Here is a 15,654-nt window from a genome sequence, read left to right as displayed (position 1 = left end):
TTATCTCCCCGTCTGCATTAATCAAAAGGCAGGATCCGTTACGGGACCCTGCGCCGGTTTTCGCTCTGTTGACCGCACATCGCGGCCAGCATTATGCTGCGCGGCGTTCGCATTATCTTGCGCCGCCGTCGATTATTCGAACTCGTTCCAGGATCGCCCGTCGCGCGTAATCATGGCAACGGAGGCGACCGGCCCCCAACTGCCCGCCTGATAAGGCTTCGGCGCTTCGTTGTCTGTCGCCCAGGCATCCATAATGGAGTCCACCCATTTCCAGGCTTCTTCCACTTCGTCACGCCGCACAAACAGCGCCTGGATGCCGCGCATCGTTTCCAGCAGCAGACGCTCATAGGCATCGGCCAGATGCTCCTGACTAAAGGTTTCTGAGAAGCTCAGGTCCAGCTTAACCGTCTGCAAACGGTGTTTATGGTCAAGGCCCGGCACCTTATTCAGGATCTGAATTTCCACCCCTTCATCGGGCTGCAGACGGATGGTGAGTTTGTTGGGCGGCAGTTGCTGATAGGAATCGTGGAACAGATTGAGCGCAGGGTTCTTAAAGTACACCACCACTTCGGAACATTTGGTCGGCAGACGTTTGCCGGTGCGCAGATAAAACGGTACGCCGGACCAGCGCCAGTTATCGATATCGACCCGAATGGCGACAAAGGTCTCGGTACTGCTGGATTTGTTCGCGCCCTCTTCTTCCAGATAGCCGGGCACTTTTTTACCCTGCACAAATCCGGCGGTGTACTGGCCGCGCACCGTGGTTTCATACACGTTGCTGCGATCGATACGGCGCAATGAACGCAACACTTTGACTTTTTCGTCGCGAATCCGGTCCGTGCTCAGATCGGCGGGCGGCGACATGGCGATCATGGTCAGGATCTGCAGCAGGTGGTTCTGGATCATATCCCGCATCTGGCCGGCTTTATCGAAATAGCCCCAGCGTCCTTCAATACCGACCTCTTCCGCCACGGTGATCTGCACATGATCGATGGTGCGGTTATCCCAATTGGCGGCAAACAACGAGTTGGCAAAGCGCAGCGCCAGCAAATTCAGCACGGTCTCTTTACCCAGATAGTGGTCGATGCGGTACACCTGGCTTTCATCAAAGAATTCCGCCACCTGGTCGTTGATCACGCGCGACGATGCCAGATCGGTGCCCAGCGGTTTTTCCATCACCACCCGGGCGGGATCCTGGTTCAAACCGGCCGCGCCGAGCCCGCGGCAGATGGCGCCAAAGGTGCTGGGCGGCATGGCGAAATAGTTAATTGTGGTGCGATTTTTTTGATCGAGCATTTCACCCAGCCGGCTGAATCCTTCGGTATCTTCAACATCCAGATTGCAGAAATCCAGACGGGCGCTCAGCGTTTCCCACAGAGATTCATCCAGCGGTTCCTTCATAAAGGTGTCCAGCGCTTCGCGCACGACATCGGTATAAGCATTCTTATCCCATCCGGCGCGCCCCACGCCAATAATGCGGGTTTCCGGATGAATATGACCAGCCTTTTCCAGCTGATACAGGGAGGGCAGCAATTTACGGCGCGCCAGATCGCCTTTTGCGCCGAAAATAACCAGGTCGCAGGCCTGGGCTGTTGAGGTTACCGCCATGTTTATCTCCTCGTTGCAGGATATATTGTAATTTTCTTACATTTATACTCTACTCTTTTTGACTACACACCGTAAACCGGGCAGAAAGAGCGGGATTCTGTGCGCCAGACGACATTTTTAGCGCATAACCCCGCCGTTATTCCGGGAATAAAACGGTAAAAACGGAGGCAAAAAGAGAAGTTTCAGACTATGGTCAATCCGTTTACTGCACGAAAGCGGCTCTGCCGCCGTCACCGATAGAAATATAACCATATAAAATCAAAGAATTATATTTAACATGAAAAAACGGATGCTGGACCAGCAAGACCGGAGCGCACACTATTTGTTTTTTTGACAGTGAATTACTTTTTTGAAAGTTAGACACATATCATGTTACGTGAAAAAAAGCGCCGATATCGTATGCTTTCACTGCCCACCGTTCGCAGCGCGTAGTATATTTTCACCAAATCCGCATTGGTTTCTCCTTTAGCTGAAATCGAAAAAACCATAACTGGTCAATGCCATATGAATATGCTGGAAAAAATCCAGAGCTATCTGGAGCTCCTGAGCAAGTCAGAACGAAAAGTCGCCGAAGCTATTCTTGCCGCCCCGCAGGTCGCCATACACTCCAGTATTGCAACCTTAGCAGGTATGGCCGATGTCAGCGAACCTACCGTCAATCGTTTTTGCCGCCGTCTGGAAACGCGCGGTTTTCCCGATTTCAAATTACATCTGGCTCAGAGTCTGGCGCACGGCACCCCCTGGGTGAACCGCAACGTCGATGAAAACGACAGCGCGGAGTCCTACACCCGGAAAATCTTCGAGTCAACCATGGCCGGGCTGGAGCACGTGAAATCCAGCCTCGATATCGCCGCCATTAATCGCGCGGTCGATCTCATGACGCAGGCGAAGAAAATCTCCTTTTTTGGTTTCGGCACCTCCGCCGCCGTGGCGCATGATGCGATGAACAAATTTTTCCGCTTTAACATACCGGTCATCTATTTTGACGATCTGGTGATGCAGCGCATAAGCTGTATGAATTCCGGCGAAGGCGACGTGGTAGTGCTGATTTCACATACCGGGCGGACAAAAAACCTGGTTGAAATGGCGCATCTGGCGCGGGAAAATGACGCCACGGTCATCGCGATTACCTCGCAGGATACTCCGCTCGCTCGCGAGGCCACGCTGTCGCTGCTGGTCGATGTACCGGAAGATACCGACGTCTATATGCCGATGGTATCGCGAATTGCTCAGTTAACGCTGATTGACGTGCTGGCCACCGGATTTACTTTGCGCCGGGGGGCAAAATTCAGGGATAACTTGAAGCGGGTCAAAGAAGCGCTGAAAGAATCGCGCTTTGATAAAGACACGCAGATCAACCGCGCTTAGTCCGGTCGGCGATAAGCCGATATCCCCTGTTTTACCGGTTCTGACTGAGCCATTCCGACGGAGAAAACAGACCAGAATGATGATCTTTTTTGTTCCATGATACGGATAACCCGGATGCATTAGAATTGTAATAAAGTTACACTCTGGTTAGGTCGCTCAAGGTTTCGCTACACCATTGCTTCACAAGTCAACGGAGTTATACATGTCCAGACGGCTCAGAAGAACCAAGATAGTTACCACCCTGGGGCCGGCTACCGACCGCGATAATAATCTGGAAAAGGTTATTGCCGCGGGCGCTAACGTAGTCCGCCTGAATTTCTCCCACGGTACGGCAGAAGATCATCAATTACGCGCCAACAAGGTGCGTGAGATCGCCGCTCGTCTGGGGCGCCACGTCGCCATCCTCGGCGATCTGCAAGGCCCCAAAATTCGCGTATCGACGTTTAAAGAAGGGAAAGTCTTCCTCAGCATCGGCGATAAATTCGTGCTTGACGCCAATCTGGCTAAAGGCGAAGGCGATAAAGAAAGCGTCGGTATTGATTATAAAGGTTTACCGGGAGACGTCGCGCCAGGCAATATTTTGTTGTTGGACGATGGCCGCGTACAGCTAAAAGTTCTGGACGTTCAGGGCCTGAAGGTTTTTACCGAGGTCACCGTCGGCGGGCCGTTGTCCAACAATAAAGGCATCAACAAACTCGGCGGCGGTCTGTCGGCTGAAGCGTTAACGGAAAAAGATAAAGAAGACATCGTTACCGCAGCAAAAATCGGCGTCGACTACCTGGCCGTTTCCTTTCCGCGCACCGGCGAAGATCTCAACTATGCCCGGCGCCTGGCGCGCGATGCCGGCTGCCACGCGAAGATTGTGTCTAAAGTCGAGCGCGCCGAGGCGGTCGCCACCGACGAAGCGATGGATGACATCATCCTTGCCTCCGATGTGGTGATGGTGGCCCGCGGCGACCTGGGCGTCGAGATCGGCGATCCCGAGCTGGTGGGCATTCAGAAAAAACTCATCCGCCGCGCGCGCAAGCTTAACCGCGCGGTCATTACCGCGACGCAAATGATGGAGTCGATGATTACCAATCCGATGCCGACGCGCGCGGAGGTAATGGACGTCGCCAACGCCGTGCTGGACGGCACCGATGCGGTGATGCTGTCGGCGGAAACCGCCGCCGGGCAGTACCCGGCCGAAACCGTTGCCGCGATGGCGCAGGTTTGCCTCGGCGCGGAAAAAATCCCCAGTATCAACGTGTCGAAGCACCGTCTTGATGTGCAATTCGACAACATCGAAGAAGCGATTGCCATGTCGTGTATGTATGCGGCCAATCACCTGAAAGGGGTATCGGCCATTATCGCAATGACCGAGTCCGGACGCACCGCGTTGATGATGTCGCGCATCAGTTCCGGCCTGCCTATTTTCGCCATGTCGCGTCATGAACGCACGCTGAACCTGACCGCGCTGTATCGCGGCGTAACGCCGGTAGCGTTCAGCAGCTATACCGATGGCGTGGCGGCGGCCAATGACGCGGTTATTTTGCTGCGCGACAAAGGGTTTCTGATGTCCGGCGATCTGGTCATCGTGACTCAGGGCGACGTGATGGGTACCGTCGGCACCACCAACACCAGTCGTATTCTGCGCGTCGAGTAACCCTGGCGCTTTAAAACGCGCCAAACGAGGTTGCCGACCGATATCCGCCCCTGGCGCAGCGGTGGACAATAATGGGGCACTGCCTGTGCCCCTCGCTCATCACAAGCGCTGTCATCAATAAAAAAACCGGACAGTCGTCCGGTTTTTTTATTGATGACAAGGCGGGTACGGCGGTGATGCCCAGGCTTATAAGAATACGGCGGATTTACCGCCCGGCGGCATTCTCTCGCGCAATATTCGTCATTGCGCGGTCAGCAGCCTCAGGCCGTTTCAGCGCGCCAGCCGTCGGGCCGCCGGATACCTCGTCAAATTACAAATCGTCGCGCATATAGGGTTCGATTTCCCCCGGCTTACGCGTTTTAAGCAGTTTCAATATCCAGGTGTACTGTTCCAGATGCGGTCTGACAAAGATTTCCACTTCCTCATTCATACGCCGTGCGATGTAGCGATCGTCGGCGTCATGCAGGTCGTGCATCGGCGGACGGACATACACATCCAGCCGGCCTTCGCGCGCGCAATAAACCGGGAACAGCGGCACGATCTCAGCGCGGCACACCTTCATCAGGCGACCGATCGCCGGCAGCGTGGCCTTGTAGGTGGCAAAAAAATCTACAAATTCGCTATGCTCGGCGCCGTGATCCTGATCGGGGAGATAATATCCCCAGAACCCCTGCCGCACCGAACTGATAAACGGCTTAATCCCGTCATTGCGCGTATGCAGCCGTCCGCCGAAACGCCGCCGCAGCCGGTTCCACAGGTAATCGACCAGCGCGTTTTTTTGATTATGAAACATGGCGGCCATCGGCTGACCGCGTGAAGCCATCAGCATCGCCGGAATATCCACCGCCCAGCCGTGGGGGACAAGAAAGATCACATTACGCTGCTGCTCATGCAGTGTCTGCAGGATTTCCTCGCCGTGCCAGCGCACCTGCTGGTTCAGTCGGGCAGGATTACGGATCCCAGCCTCAACCATCATAATCATCGATTGCGGCGCGGTGGCAAACATATCGTCAATAATGCTCTCACGCTGCGCGTCGCTGAGTTCAGGCAGGCAATAAAGTAAATTGATACGCGCGCGGCGGCGCGCGCCTTTGGCGACGCGGCCGACCAGTTTGCCTAATTTCCCCAGCAGCGGATCGCGCCAGCGCGCCGGCACATAAGCCACGGCGGCCATAACGCCCACGCCCAGCCACACGCCCCAGTAACGGGGATGGTAAAAGACTCGCTGAAACTGAGGGATAAACTCCGCGTTAGTCTTTTTTTCTTTTTCCATGCACAAACTCTTCAGGTAAACGAGTGAATAGTCATCATAACCAATGCCGGCGACGCCGCGCCGTCGGTCTCAGCATAGCCGGCATAAATCAACCCCGTAGAAACAGCGAAGCCGGCGGTCAAAAACCGCCGGCTGTAGCAACGCCCCGCAGGGAATTAATCGATCTGGAGCTGAGGGATCACCTGACGAACGGTAGCCAGATATTCGTTGCGATCCTGACCGCTCAGCCCTTCGGAGCGCGGCAATTTCGCCGTCAGCGGGTTGACCGCCTGCTGGTTAATCCAGAACTCGTAGTGCAGGTGCGGCCCGGTAGAGCGACCGGTATTGCCCGACAGGCCGATACGGTCGCCGCGCTTTATCTTCTGCCCCGGTTTCACCAGCACGCGGTTCAGGTGCATATAACGCGTGGTGTACTGGCGCCCATGACGCACCGCAATGTAGTTGCCGGCTGCCCCGCTGCGCTGCGCAATGACCACTTCGCCGTCGCCGACGGCCAGCACCGGCGTTCCTACCGGCATGGCGAAGTCGACGCCTTTATGCGGCGCAATGCGTCCGGTAACCGGATTGACCCGGCGCGGGTTAAAATTAGAGGAAATGCGGAACTGTTTCATGGTGGGAAAACGCATAAAGCCGCGCGCCAGCCCCGAACCTTCACGATCGTAAAACTTGCCGTCTTCGGCGCGAACCGCGAAATAATCTTTGCCGCCGCTGTTAAGGCGTACGCCCAGCAGTTCGCTCTGTTCGCTGCGGCCGTCCAGCATTTCGCGCGACATCAACACCGCGAAGCGATCGCCTTTGCGCAGCTTACGAAAATCCAGCTGCCACTGCAGCGCCTTGATCACCGCGCTGATTTCCGCGCTGCTTAACCCTGCGGCCCTGGCGCTGTTGACAAAGCTGCCGTTGAGTTCGCCGGTCAATACGCTGTTGCGCCATTCGCCTTTGATGGTTTGTCTGTTTTCTTTAAAATTGTTGTCCACCCGCTCGTAGGTGCGGGTTTCGCGCCGCGACATCTGCCAGGTCAGGCTTTGCAGGTCGCCGTTTTCATTAAGCGCCCAGGAGATCTGCTGGCCGATCTTCAGGTTGCGCAATGCCGGATTCTGCTCCGCCAGCTGCGTCACCTCGCCCAAATCGATGCCGTACTGCGTTAAAATACTGCCCAGCGTATCGCCGCTTGACACCACGTATTCGTGTACGCCGCCGCGATCGGCGACGTTATCGTCCAGCTCATCCTGCGGGATATCGTCATCGGGAACCGGCTGATCGATAGGTTCGCTGGCTTCGGGAGCCAGCGAACGCAACTGACTGCTGTCGAGATCGATATCGCGAACGATGACGGGAGCATCACTGACGGGGGGATAAACAAAAGGCCGCCAGACTGCAACGGCCAATGTAACGACGGTAAGCGACCCCAGCATGACGCGATGAGGCCGGGGTAAGCTGTTATACGCAAGAGCGATAGTTCGGACTATCTGCTGCACTTATTCGCATCCTTATATTTTTTCCTTCAGGCAGCTCACGTACTGGTTGGACAACTGCAATAGAAAGTCAGCATAACTGTCCTTACTCAGGGCGATACCGCTCCCCAGCGGGTCCAACACGCCAGAACGCACGTCAGTACCCCGGGCAACAGCATTAATTACGGCTGGCCTGAATTGTGGCTCAGCAAAAACGCATACCGCTTTGTGCTCAACCAACTGAGTTCGAATTTCATTTAAACGCTGCGCGCCGGGCTGGATGGCAGGGTTGATGGTAAAGTGGCCCAACGGGCTCAAACCATAGTGTTTCTCAAAGTAGCCATAGGCATCATGAAACACGAAATATCCCTTACCCTGCACAGGCTTCAGCATCTTAACAACTTTTTCGTCTGTTTGCGCGAGTTGTTGTTCGAAAGAAAGCAGATTCGCGTCTAATTTGTCCTTATTTTGCGGCATAAGTTCCAATAATTTTGCGTGAATAGCGATAGCCGCCTGTTTTGACATCGCCGGCGAGAGCCAGATGTGCATATTGTACTCGCCATGATGGTGCCCATCGTCCTCTTCGTCATGGTCGTGCGCCGCATCGTCGCCCGGCTGATCGTGCTCGCCGTGGTCATGTTCGTGGGCCGCAGTCTGCTGAGCATCGGCATGTTGATGCGCATCGTGATCATGCTGCTCCCCGGCCTCGGCATGATGCGCGTGAGCCGACTCTTTAACCAGCAACGCCCGGATGGCCGGCAGTTCGGCCAGCGTAATCTGCCGTCCGCTATCGAGTTGCGATATCGGTTTCGTCAGGAAGGTTTCCATTTCCGGCCCGATCCAGATAACCAGCTGCGCTGACTTTAAACGCTGGACATCCGCCGGGCGCAAGGCATAATCATGGGGTGAAGCACCATCCGGCAGCAAAACTTCCGTTGTTGTTACACCATCAGCAATGGCTGCAGCAATAAATCCGAGCGGGCGTATCGAGGTTAAAACAGCGGCAGACAGCGTGCTGAACGTCGAGCCGGCCATCATAAGCGTGCTGGCCAGCAGTAAAGGTTTTAACCATTTAGCGGAGCGCTGTGCGATTGATTGTTGTTGCATGACTCATTATCTCATTGGTTTAATTATTGCCAGTTATGATATAACATCACAATACATCTGCAAATCTAATTCTATGTCCACTCTTGTTACATTAAGTCAGGTTTCCGCCGCCTTCGATGGCCGCAAGGTGTTGTCGGATATTTCGCTGACGCTACAGTCCGGCCGCATTCTGACGCTGCTCGGCCCCAACGGGGCGGGTAAATCCACGCTGGTGCGCATCGTGCTGGGCCTGCTCGCCCCCACTGCCGGCACCCTGACGCGCGCCCCGGGGCTGCGTATCGGCTATGTGCCGCAAAAGCTCCATCTTGACGCGACGTTGCCGCTCAGCGTGGAACGTTTTATGACGCTGCGCCCCGGCGTGCGTCAGCAGGATATTCTGCCGGCGCTGAAGCGGGTGCAGGCCGCGCACCTGCTGCGTCAGCCGATGCAAAAACTGTCGGGCGGCGAAAACCAGCGCGTACTGCTGGCGCGCGCGCTGCTGAACCGGCCGCAGTTGCTGGTGCTGGATGAACCCACTCAGGGGGTCGACGTCAATGGTCAGCTGGCGCTGTATGACCTGATCAACCAGCTGCGTCAGGAGTTCGACTGCGGCGTGCTAATGGTGTCCCACGATTTGCATCTGGTGATGGCCAAAACGGACGAGGTGTTGTGCCTGAACCAACATATCTGCTGTTCCGGTACGCCCGAAGTGGTATCAATCCACCCGGAATTTCTGGCGATGTTCGGCCAGCGCGGCGCGGAACAGCTGGCGATCTACCGTCATCATCATAATCACCGTCACGATTTAAACGGACGTATTATTCTGCGACGCAAGGGAGGTAACGACGCGTGATTGAACTGCTGTTTCCCGGCTGGCTGGCGGGTATCCTGCTGGCGATCGCCGCCGGCCCGCTGGGCTCGTTTGTGGTCTGGCGCCGCATGTCCTACTTTGGCGACACGCTGGCGCACGCTTCGCTGCTCGGCGTGGCCTTCGGCTTGCTGCTGAACGTCAATCTGTTCTATGCGGTTATCGCGGTCACGCTGCTGCTGGCGCTGGGGCTGGTCTGGCTGGAGCGACGCCCTTACCTGGCGATAGATACGCTGCTGGGCATCATGGCGCACAGCGCGCTGTCGCTCGGTCTGGTGGTGGTCAGCCTGATGGATAATGTCCGGGTCGATCTGATGGCCTATCTGTTTGGCGATCTGCTGTCGGTTACGCCGCAGGATCTGTGGTTTATCGGCGGCGGCGTGCTGGTAGTGGTCGCCACGCTGAAATGGCAGTGGCGCGCCTTGCTCTCCATGACCATCAGCCCGGAGCTGGCGCATGTGGATGGCGTGCATCTGCAGCGGGTAAAGCTGTTGCTGATGATGATTACCGCGTTGACCATCGGTCTGGCGATGAAGTTCGTCGGCGCATTGATTATTACGTCGCTGCTGATTATCCCGGCAGCCACCGCGCGCCGCTTTGCGCGCACGCCGGAACAGATGGCCGGTCTGGCGATACTGACAGGGATGCTGGCGGTCACCGGCGGGCTGATCTTTTCCGCCGGCTACAACACGCCCGCCGGCCCTTCCGTGGTGCTGTGCGCCTCGCTGCTGTTTATCGTCAGTCTGGTAAAAAAACAGCCGGCCTGAGGCCGGCGCTTATTCGGGCCGGGTCAGTCCGAAGTGGCGATAAGCATGCTGCGTCGCCATGCGGCCGCGCGGCGTGCGCTGTACAAAACCCTGCTGAATCAGGTAGGGTTCCAGCACGTCCTCAATCGTTTCACGCTCTTCGCCAATCGCCGCCGCCAGATTATCCAGCCCGACCGGCCCGCCCATAAATTTATCGATAATCGCCAGCAGCAGCTTGCGGTCCATGTAGTCAAACCCCTGACTGTCCACGGCCAGCATATCCAGCGCCTGAGTCGCCACTTCCGAAGTGATCGCGCCGTCGGAACGCACTTCGGAAAAGTCGCGCACGCGGCGCAGCAGGCGGTTGGCGATACGCGGCGTGCCGCGCGAGCGGCGCGCCACTTCCAGCGCGCCGTCCGGCGTCAGCGATAACCCCAGGCACTGCGCGCTGCGGCCGACGATGTGCTGCAAATCGGCCACCTGATAAAACTCCAGCCGCTGAACGATGCCGAAGCGGTCGCGCAGCGGCGAGGTCAGCGAGCCGGCGCGGGTGGTGGCGCCAATCAGAGTAAACGGCGGTAAATCGAGCTTAATCGAACGCGCCGCCGGCCCTTCGCCGATCATAATATCCAGCTGATAATCTTCCATCGCCGGGTACAGCACTTCTTCCACCACCGGCGATAATCGGTGGATTTCATCGATAAACAGAACGTCGTGCGGTTCGAGATTGGTCAGCAGCGCGGCCAGATCGCCGGCTTTTTCCAGCACCGGGCCGGAGGTGGTGCGCAGATTAACGCCCATTTCATTGGCGACGATATTCGCCAGCGTGGTCTTACCCAGCCCCGGAGGACCAAAAATCAGCAGGTGATCCAGCGCGTCGCCGCGCTGGCGAGCCGCCTGGATAAAGATTTCCATCTGCTCGCGCACCTGCGGCTGGCCGACGTATTCAGTCAGCAGTTTCGGTCTGATAGCCCGGTCGATAACTTCTTCTTCGGGGATCACGCCGGGCGAGATCAAACGGTCAGCTTCAATCATGGTCTACCTCACAGCACAGCACGCAATGCGTTACGGATCAGCGTTTCACAGTCTGCCCCCGGAAGCGCGACTTTGCCAATCATTCGGCTGGCGTCCTGCGGTTTATAACCCAACGCCACCAGCGCCGCCGCCGCTTCGCTTTCCGGGTCGCTGTCATTCTGCGCCGCCTGCGCCGCGCTCAGCGGAATATCGATGGCGGAATTAAACAGATCGCCGTTCAGACCTTTAAAGCGGTCCTTCATCTCCACCACCAGACGCTCGGCGGTTTTTTTACCCACGCCCGGCAGTTTGATCAACGCGCCGATCTCCTGCCGTTCGACCGCGCTGACGAACTGCTGCGCCGACATGCCCGACAGAATGGCCAGCGCCAGCTTCGGCCCGACGCCGTTGACCTTAATCAGTTCGCGAAACAGCGCGCGCTCCTGCTTATTATTAAAGCCGAACAGCAGTTGCGCATCCTCGCGCACGACAAAATGAGTGAAAATAATGGCTTCCTGCCCAATTTCCGGCAGCTCGTAAAAGCACGTCATCGGCATATGCACTTCATAGCCCACGCCAGCGGACTCGATGAGTACCTGCGGCGGCTGTTTTTCCAGGATAATGCCTCGGAGACGACCTATCACGCTTATCTTCCTTTTTGAATTATCAGTGAAGAAGGGTGCTATAGCTTATAACATAAAAAAGGCTGGACGGATATCCAGCCTGGTAGCGAACGCGGCTTTATCGTGCGGCGCCGTCTGCGGATTAACGCAACCGCCCGCGCACCTGATTAGGCCGCTCGATACTGACGCGCGCCGCATTCTGGCACAGGTGGCAATGGGTGATGGCGATAGCCAGCGCGTCCGCCGCATCGGCCTGCGGGTTGGCCGACAGTTTCAGCAGCGTACGCACCATGTGCTGCACCTGAACCTTTTCCGCCGCGCCGTTGCCGACCACCGTTTGCTTAACCTGACGAGCGGCATATTCAAATACCGGCAGGTCCTGATTGACGGCGGCGACAATCGCCGCGCCGCGCGCCTGACCCAGTTTTAATGCGGAGTCGGCATTTTTCGCCATAAATACCTGTTCAATGGCGAAAAACTCCGGCTTAAACTGGGTGATGATTTCGCTGACGCCGGCATAGATCAACTTCAGTCTGGAAGGTAAATCGTCCACCACGGTACGAATGCAGCCGCTGCCCAGATAGGTCAACAGCCTGCCCTGCTGGCGAATAATGCCGTAGCCGGTTACACGCGAGCCGGGATCGATGCCTAAAATTATTGCCATAACGCGATCATCGCCCCGTAAGTAGCGTACAGAAAAGAATCAGATTGCCGGCAAGGTCGCCGCTGAAGCCGGGATACCCGACCCGCGCGCCGGGGGACGCGGCGCTCCCCCCGCGCTCACGGCGCACCAACGCAAATGCCGTTCAAATTTGCTTCCGGCAAATTTGTCGGCTCGCGCCGGAACGCCCTTCCCGGCTCGCCCACCGATAGTGAAGAACGGCGCCAGCGGTTTGAATAGCCCTGCCGGGCCATTCAAACTGCAGACGACGTCGATCGGTAAGCCCGCAATAGCCGGGATTACAGCATCTCGGCGATTTCGTCGGAAATTTCACCGTTATGGTAAACTTCCTGCACGTCGTCGCAATCTTCCAGCATGTCGATCAGACGCATCAGCTTCGGCGCCGTTTCGGCATCCATATCCGCTTTGGTGGACGGAATCATGGAAACTTCGGCGGCTTCGGCCACCAGACCGGCGGCATCCAGCGCGTCCTTCACTTCGCCAAAGGTTTCCCACGGCGTGAAGACATCGATGGCGCCATCGTCATAGCTGACGACATCGTCCGCGCCGGCTTCCAGCGCCGCATCCATCACCGTATCTTCATCCAGACCCGGCGCATAGGAGATCACGCCCTTTTTGCTGAACAGATAGGCCACGGAACCGTCGGTGCCCAGGTTGCCGCCGCTCTTGGTGAACGCGTGACGCACTTCGGATACCGTACGGTTACGGTTGTCGCTCAGGCATTCCACCATTACCGCCGTACCGCCGGGGCCGTAACCTTCGTAGATGATGGTTTCCATATTGTTGTCGTCATCACCGCCCACGCCGCGCGCAATCGCCCGATTCAGCGTATCGCGCGTCATGTTGTTAGACAGCGCCTTGTCGATCGCCGCGCGCAGACGCGGGTTGGACCCCGGGTCGCCCCCGCCCAGCCGCGCGGCCGTCACCAGCTCGCGAATGATCTTGGTGAAAATTTTGCCGCGCTTGGAATCCTGCGCCGCCTTACGGTGTTTGGTATTGGCCCACTTACTATGACCTGCCATAAAAATCTCCGAAAAAAGCCTGTTCAGGCCGGATAAACAACAAATTCCTCAATCGCCTGCCGGTTACTCCAGGACTTGGTTAACTGCGCCGCCTGCGGCGCGTCCAGCCACTGCCAGGCGAGATGCTCCGTCAGGATCACCTCACGCTCCTCAGGCAGCGCCAGACAAAACCAGGACTCGGTGTTGTGCGTAACGCCCGGGGCATAGCGATGTCTCAGATGAGCAAATAGCTCAAATTCCACACAGCGCTGGCAGTCAAACAAAGAGAGCGACTCCGCCGCGATGTCGATGTTTACTTCTTCCTTTACTTCGCGCTGTGCGGCAAGCGGCGCGCTTTCCCCCTCTTCCAGACTACCGGTTACCGATTGCCAGAAATCCGGATCGTCGCGCCGTTGAAGCATCAGCACCCGGCCGCTGTCTTTGGCGTAGATCACCACCAGAACAGAGACCGGTCGCTTATAACCCATTTATTTTTTCTCGTCCTGATCGTCCGACGTCGTCCCTTTGCGCACCACGGCGATAGACAGCTCGGACAGCGAAGTCGGATTGGCGAAATTCGGCGCTTCCGTCATCAGACACGCGGCGGCGGTGGTTTTGGGGAAAGCAATCACGTCGCGAATATTGTCGGTGCCGGTCAGCAGCATCACCAGGCGATCGAGACCGAACGCCAGACCGGCATGCGGCGGCGTACCAAACTTCAGCGCATCCAGCAGGAAGCCGAATTTTTCCTGCTGCTCCTGCTGGTTAATACCCAGAATGCCGAACACCGTCTGCTGCATTTCGCCATTATGAATACGTACCGAACCGCCGCCCACTTCGTAGCCGTTAACCACCATGTCATAGGCGTTGGCAATCGCGCTGGCGGGATCCGCGGCCAGTTCGGCCGGCGTCATATCGCGCGGCGCGGTAAACGGATGGTGCATCGCCGTCAGGCCGCCCTCGCCGTCATCCTCGAACATCGGGAAATCCACCACCCACAGCGGCGCCCAGCGGTCTTCCTGCGTCAGTTGCAGATCGCGTCCCAGTTTCAGGCGCAACGCGCCCAGCGCGTCGGTGACGACTTTCGCGCTGTCCGCGCCAAAGAACAGAATATCGCCATCCTGCGCCGCCGTACGCTGCAGAATCGCCTCCAGCACTTCCGCGCTGAGAAATTTGGCGATAGGACTCTGCACGCCCTCCAGACCGTTGGCGCGCGCGTTAACTTTCATCCAGGCCAAACCTTTGGCGCCATAAATCTCGACGAACTTGCCGTATTCGTCGATCTGTTTACGCGTCAGCTGCGCGCCGCCCGGCACGCGAATCGTCGCCACCCGGCCTTTGGCATCGTTAGCCGGCCCCGCGAACACCTTAAACTCCACCGCTTTAACCAGATCGGCGACATCCACCAGCTCCAGCGGATTACGCAGATCCGGTTTATCGGAGCCGAAACGGCGCATCGCTTCGGCAAACGTCATGATCGGGAACGCCCCCAGATCCACGCCCTTGATCTCCAGCCACAGATCGTGCGCCAGTTTTTCCATCACTTCACGCACCTGCGGCGCGGTCATAAAGGAGGTTTCCACATCGATCTGGGTAAATTCCGGCTGGCGATCGGCGCGCAGGTCTTCATCACGGAAACATTTAACGATCTGATAGTAGCGATCGAAGCCGGACATCATCAACAGCTGTTTGAACAGCTGCGGCGACTGCGGCAGCGCGTAAAACTTACCTTTGTGCACGCGGCTGGGAACCAGATAGTCGCGCGCGCCTTCCGGCGTGGCTTTGGTCAGCATCGGGGTTTCAATATCCAGAAAACCGTGGCTGTCCATAAAGCGCCGCACAAAGCTGGTGATGCGCGCTCGCGCCTTCAGGCGAGAGGCCATTTCCGGCCGGCGTAAATCCAGATAACGGTATTTCAGTCGCGCTTCTTCCGTGTTGGTCTGGTTTGAATCCAGCGGCAGCGGCTCCGAGCGGTTAATAATGGTCAACGCGCTGGCGAACACTTCCACCTCGCCGGTGGACATCTCGGTATTACGCTGGCTGTCTGGACGCGCACGCACGCTGCCGGTGATCTGAATACAGAACTCATTTCGCAGTTCAGATGCCAGTTTAAATGCGTCCTGACGATCGGGGTCAAAAAACACCTGTACCAGTCCTTCACGATCGCGCATGTCGATAAAAATCAAACCACCCAGATCGCGGCGACGGTTAACCCAACCGCACAATGTCACTTCCTGGCCCACGTGGGACAAATTCAGTTGTCCGCAATATTCAGTACGCATCACG

The 15,654-nt window shown here is 57.1% G+C and carries 14 protein-coding genes; 4 read left to right on the top strand and 10 right to left on the bottom strand.

What is annotated here, in order from left to right; translation table 11 throughout:
• Nucleotides 1–132: 132 nt before the first annotated feature.
• Nucleotides 133–1,608, bottom strand: a complete 1,476-nt coding sequence (gene zwf / locus FJU30_RS05180) for a glucose-6-phosphate dehydrogenase (protein ID WP_150433929.1) — start codon at nucleotides 1,606–1,608, stop codon at nucleotides 133–135.
• A 504-nt stretch (nucleotides 1,609–2,112) separates the two neighbouring features.
• Between zwf and FJU30_RS05175 the strand changes: the two genes are divergently transcribed.
• Nucleotides 2,113–2,976 carry a MurR/RpiR family transcriptional regulator gene (locus tag FJU30_RS05175; RefSeq protein ID WP_150433928.1) on the top strand — a complete coding sequence of 288 codons (864 nt, stop codon included), beginning with the start codon at nucleotides 2,113–2,115 and terminating at the stop codon, nucleotides 2,974–2,976.
• 202 nt (nucleotides 2,977–3,178) lie between these two features.
• The gene (pyk, locus tag FJU30_RS05170) at nucleotides 3,179–4,621 is read left to right on the top strand and encodes a pyruvate kinase (protein ID WP_150433927.1); all 1,443 of its coding nucleotides are present in this window, start codon (nucleotides 3,179–3,181) and stop codon (nucleotides 4,619–4,621) included.
• 310 nt (nucleotides 4,622–4,931) lie between these two features.
• Here pyk and lpxM read toward each other — a convergent pair whose 3' ends face one another.
• The 3 genes from lpxM to znuA form a co-directional block, all read right to left on the bottom strand.
• Entirely contained in the window at nucleotides 4,932–5,894 is a 963-nt protein-coding gene (gene lpxM / locus FJU30_RS05165) for a lauroyl-Kdo(2)-lipid IV(A) myristoyltransferase (protein WP_150433926.1), read from the bottom strand.
• A gap of 155 nt (nucleotides 5,895–6,049) precedes the next feature.
• A complete protein-coding gene (gene mepM / locus FJU30_RS05160; protein WP_150433925.1) occupies nucleotides 6,050–7,372 on the bottom strand; it encodes a murein DD-endopeptidase MepM in 1,323 nt (440 codons plus the stop codon).
• Between the two features lie 12 nt (nucleotides 7,373–7,384).
• Complete coding sequence (znuA, locus tag FJU30_RS05155) at nucleotides 7,385–8,455, bottom strand: zinc ABC transporter substrate-binding protein ZnuA (RefSeq protein ID WP_150433924.1); 1,071 nt, start codon at nucleotides 8,453–8,455, stop codon at nucleotides 7,385–7,387.
• 73 nt (nucleotides 8,456–8,528) lie between these two features.
• On the opposite strand from znuA, the gene znuC reads away from it, so the two are divergent.
• Together znuC and znuB are read left to right on the top strand one after the other, a co-directional pair.
• Nucleotides 8,529–9,287 (top strand): zinc ABC transporter ATP-binding protein ZnuC, encoded by a 759-nt coding sequence (gene znuC / locus FJU30_RS05150; protein ID WP_150433923.1) that lies wholly within the window; start codon nucleotides 8,529–8,531, stop codon nucleotides 9,285–9,287.
• Nucleotides 9,284–10,069, top strand: coding sequence for a zinc ABC transporter permease subunit ZnuB (gene znuB, locus FJU30_RS05145; protein WP_150433922.1), 786 nt, complete (start codon nucleotides 9,284–9,286; stop codon nucleotides 10,067–10,069). Before znuC ends, znuB begins: the two co-directional genes overlap by 4 nt.
• Before the next feature lie 9 nt (nucleotides 10,070–10,078).
• Here znuB and ruvB read toward each other — a convergent pair whose 3' ends face one another.
• The 6 genes from ruvB to aspS all read right to left on the bottom strand — a co-directional run bounded on the left by ruvB (nucleotide 10,079) and on the right by aspS (nucleotide 15,650).
• On the bottom strand, nucleotides 10,079–11,083 hold the full coding sequence (ruvB, locus tag FJU30_RS05140; RefSeq protein WP_150433921.1) for a Holliday junction branch migration DNA helicase RuvB: 1,005 nt from the start codon (nucleotides 11,081–11,083) through the stop codon (nucleotides 10,079–10,081).
• Nucleotides 11,084–11,091: 8 nt separating this feature from the next.
• A complete protein-coding gene (gene ruvA / locus FJU30_RS05135) occupies nucleotides 11,092–11,706 on the bottom strand; it encodes a Holliday junction branch migration protein RuvA (RefSeq protein ID WP_150433920.1) in 615 nt (204 codons plus the stop codon).
• 121 nt (nucleotides 11,707–11,827) lie between these two features.
• A complete protein-coding gene (gene ruvC / locus FJU30_RS05130) occupies nucleotides 11,828–12,349 on the bottom strand; it encodes a crossover junction endodeoxyribonuclease RuvC (RefSeq protein ID WP_150433919.1) in 522 nt (173 codons plus the stop codon).
• Nucleotides 12,350–12,645: 296 nt separating this feature from the next.
• Nucleotides 12,646–13,389: a YebC/PmpR family DNA-binding transcriptional regulator gene (locus FJU30_RS05125; RefSeq protein ID WP_150433918.1), complete on the bottom strand. Its 744-nt coding sequence runs from the start codon at nucleotides 13,387–13,389 to the stop codon at nucleotides 12,646–12,648.
• A gap of 23 nt (nucleotides 13,390–13,412) precedes the next feature.
• Nucleotides 13,413–13,856 carry a dihydroneopterin triphosphate diphosphatase gene (gene nudB / locus FJU30_RS05120; RefSeq protein ID WP_150433917.1) on the bottom strand — a complete coding sequence of 148 codons (444 nt, stop codon included), beginning with the start codon at nucleotides 13,854–13,856 and terminating at the stop codon, nucleotides 13,413–13,415.
• The gene (gene aspS / locus FJU30_RS05115; RefSeq protein WP_150433916.1) at nucleotides 13,857–15,650 is read right to left on the bottom strand and encodes an aspartate--tRNA ligase; all 1,794 of its coding nucleotides are present in this window, start codon (nucleotides 15,648–15,650) and stop codon (nucleotides 13,857–13,859) included.
• Between the last annotated feature and the right edge of the window lie 4 nt (nucleotides 15,651–15,654).

This window comes from Affinibrenneria salicis, assembly GCF_008710095.1.
Note: the sequence above shows the minus strand (reverse complement) of the source record. Positions and strands in the feature narration are given on the sequence as shown.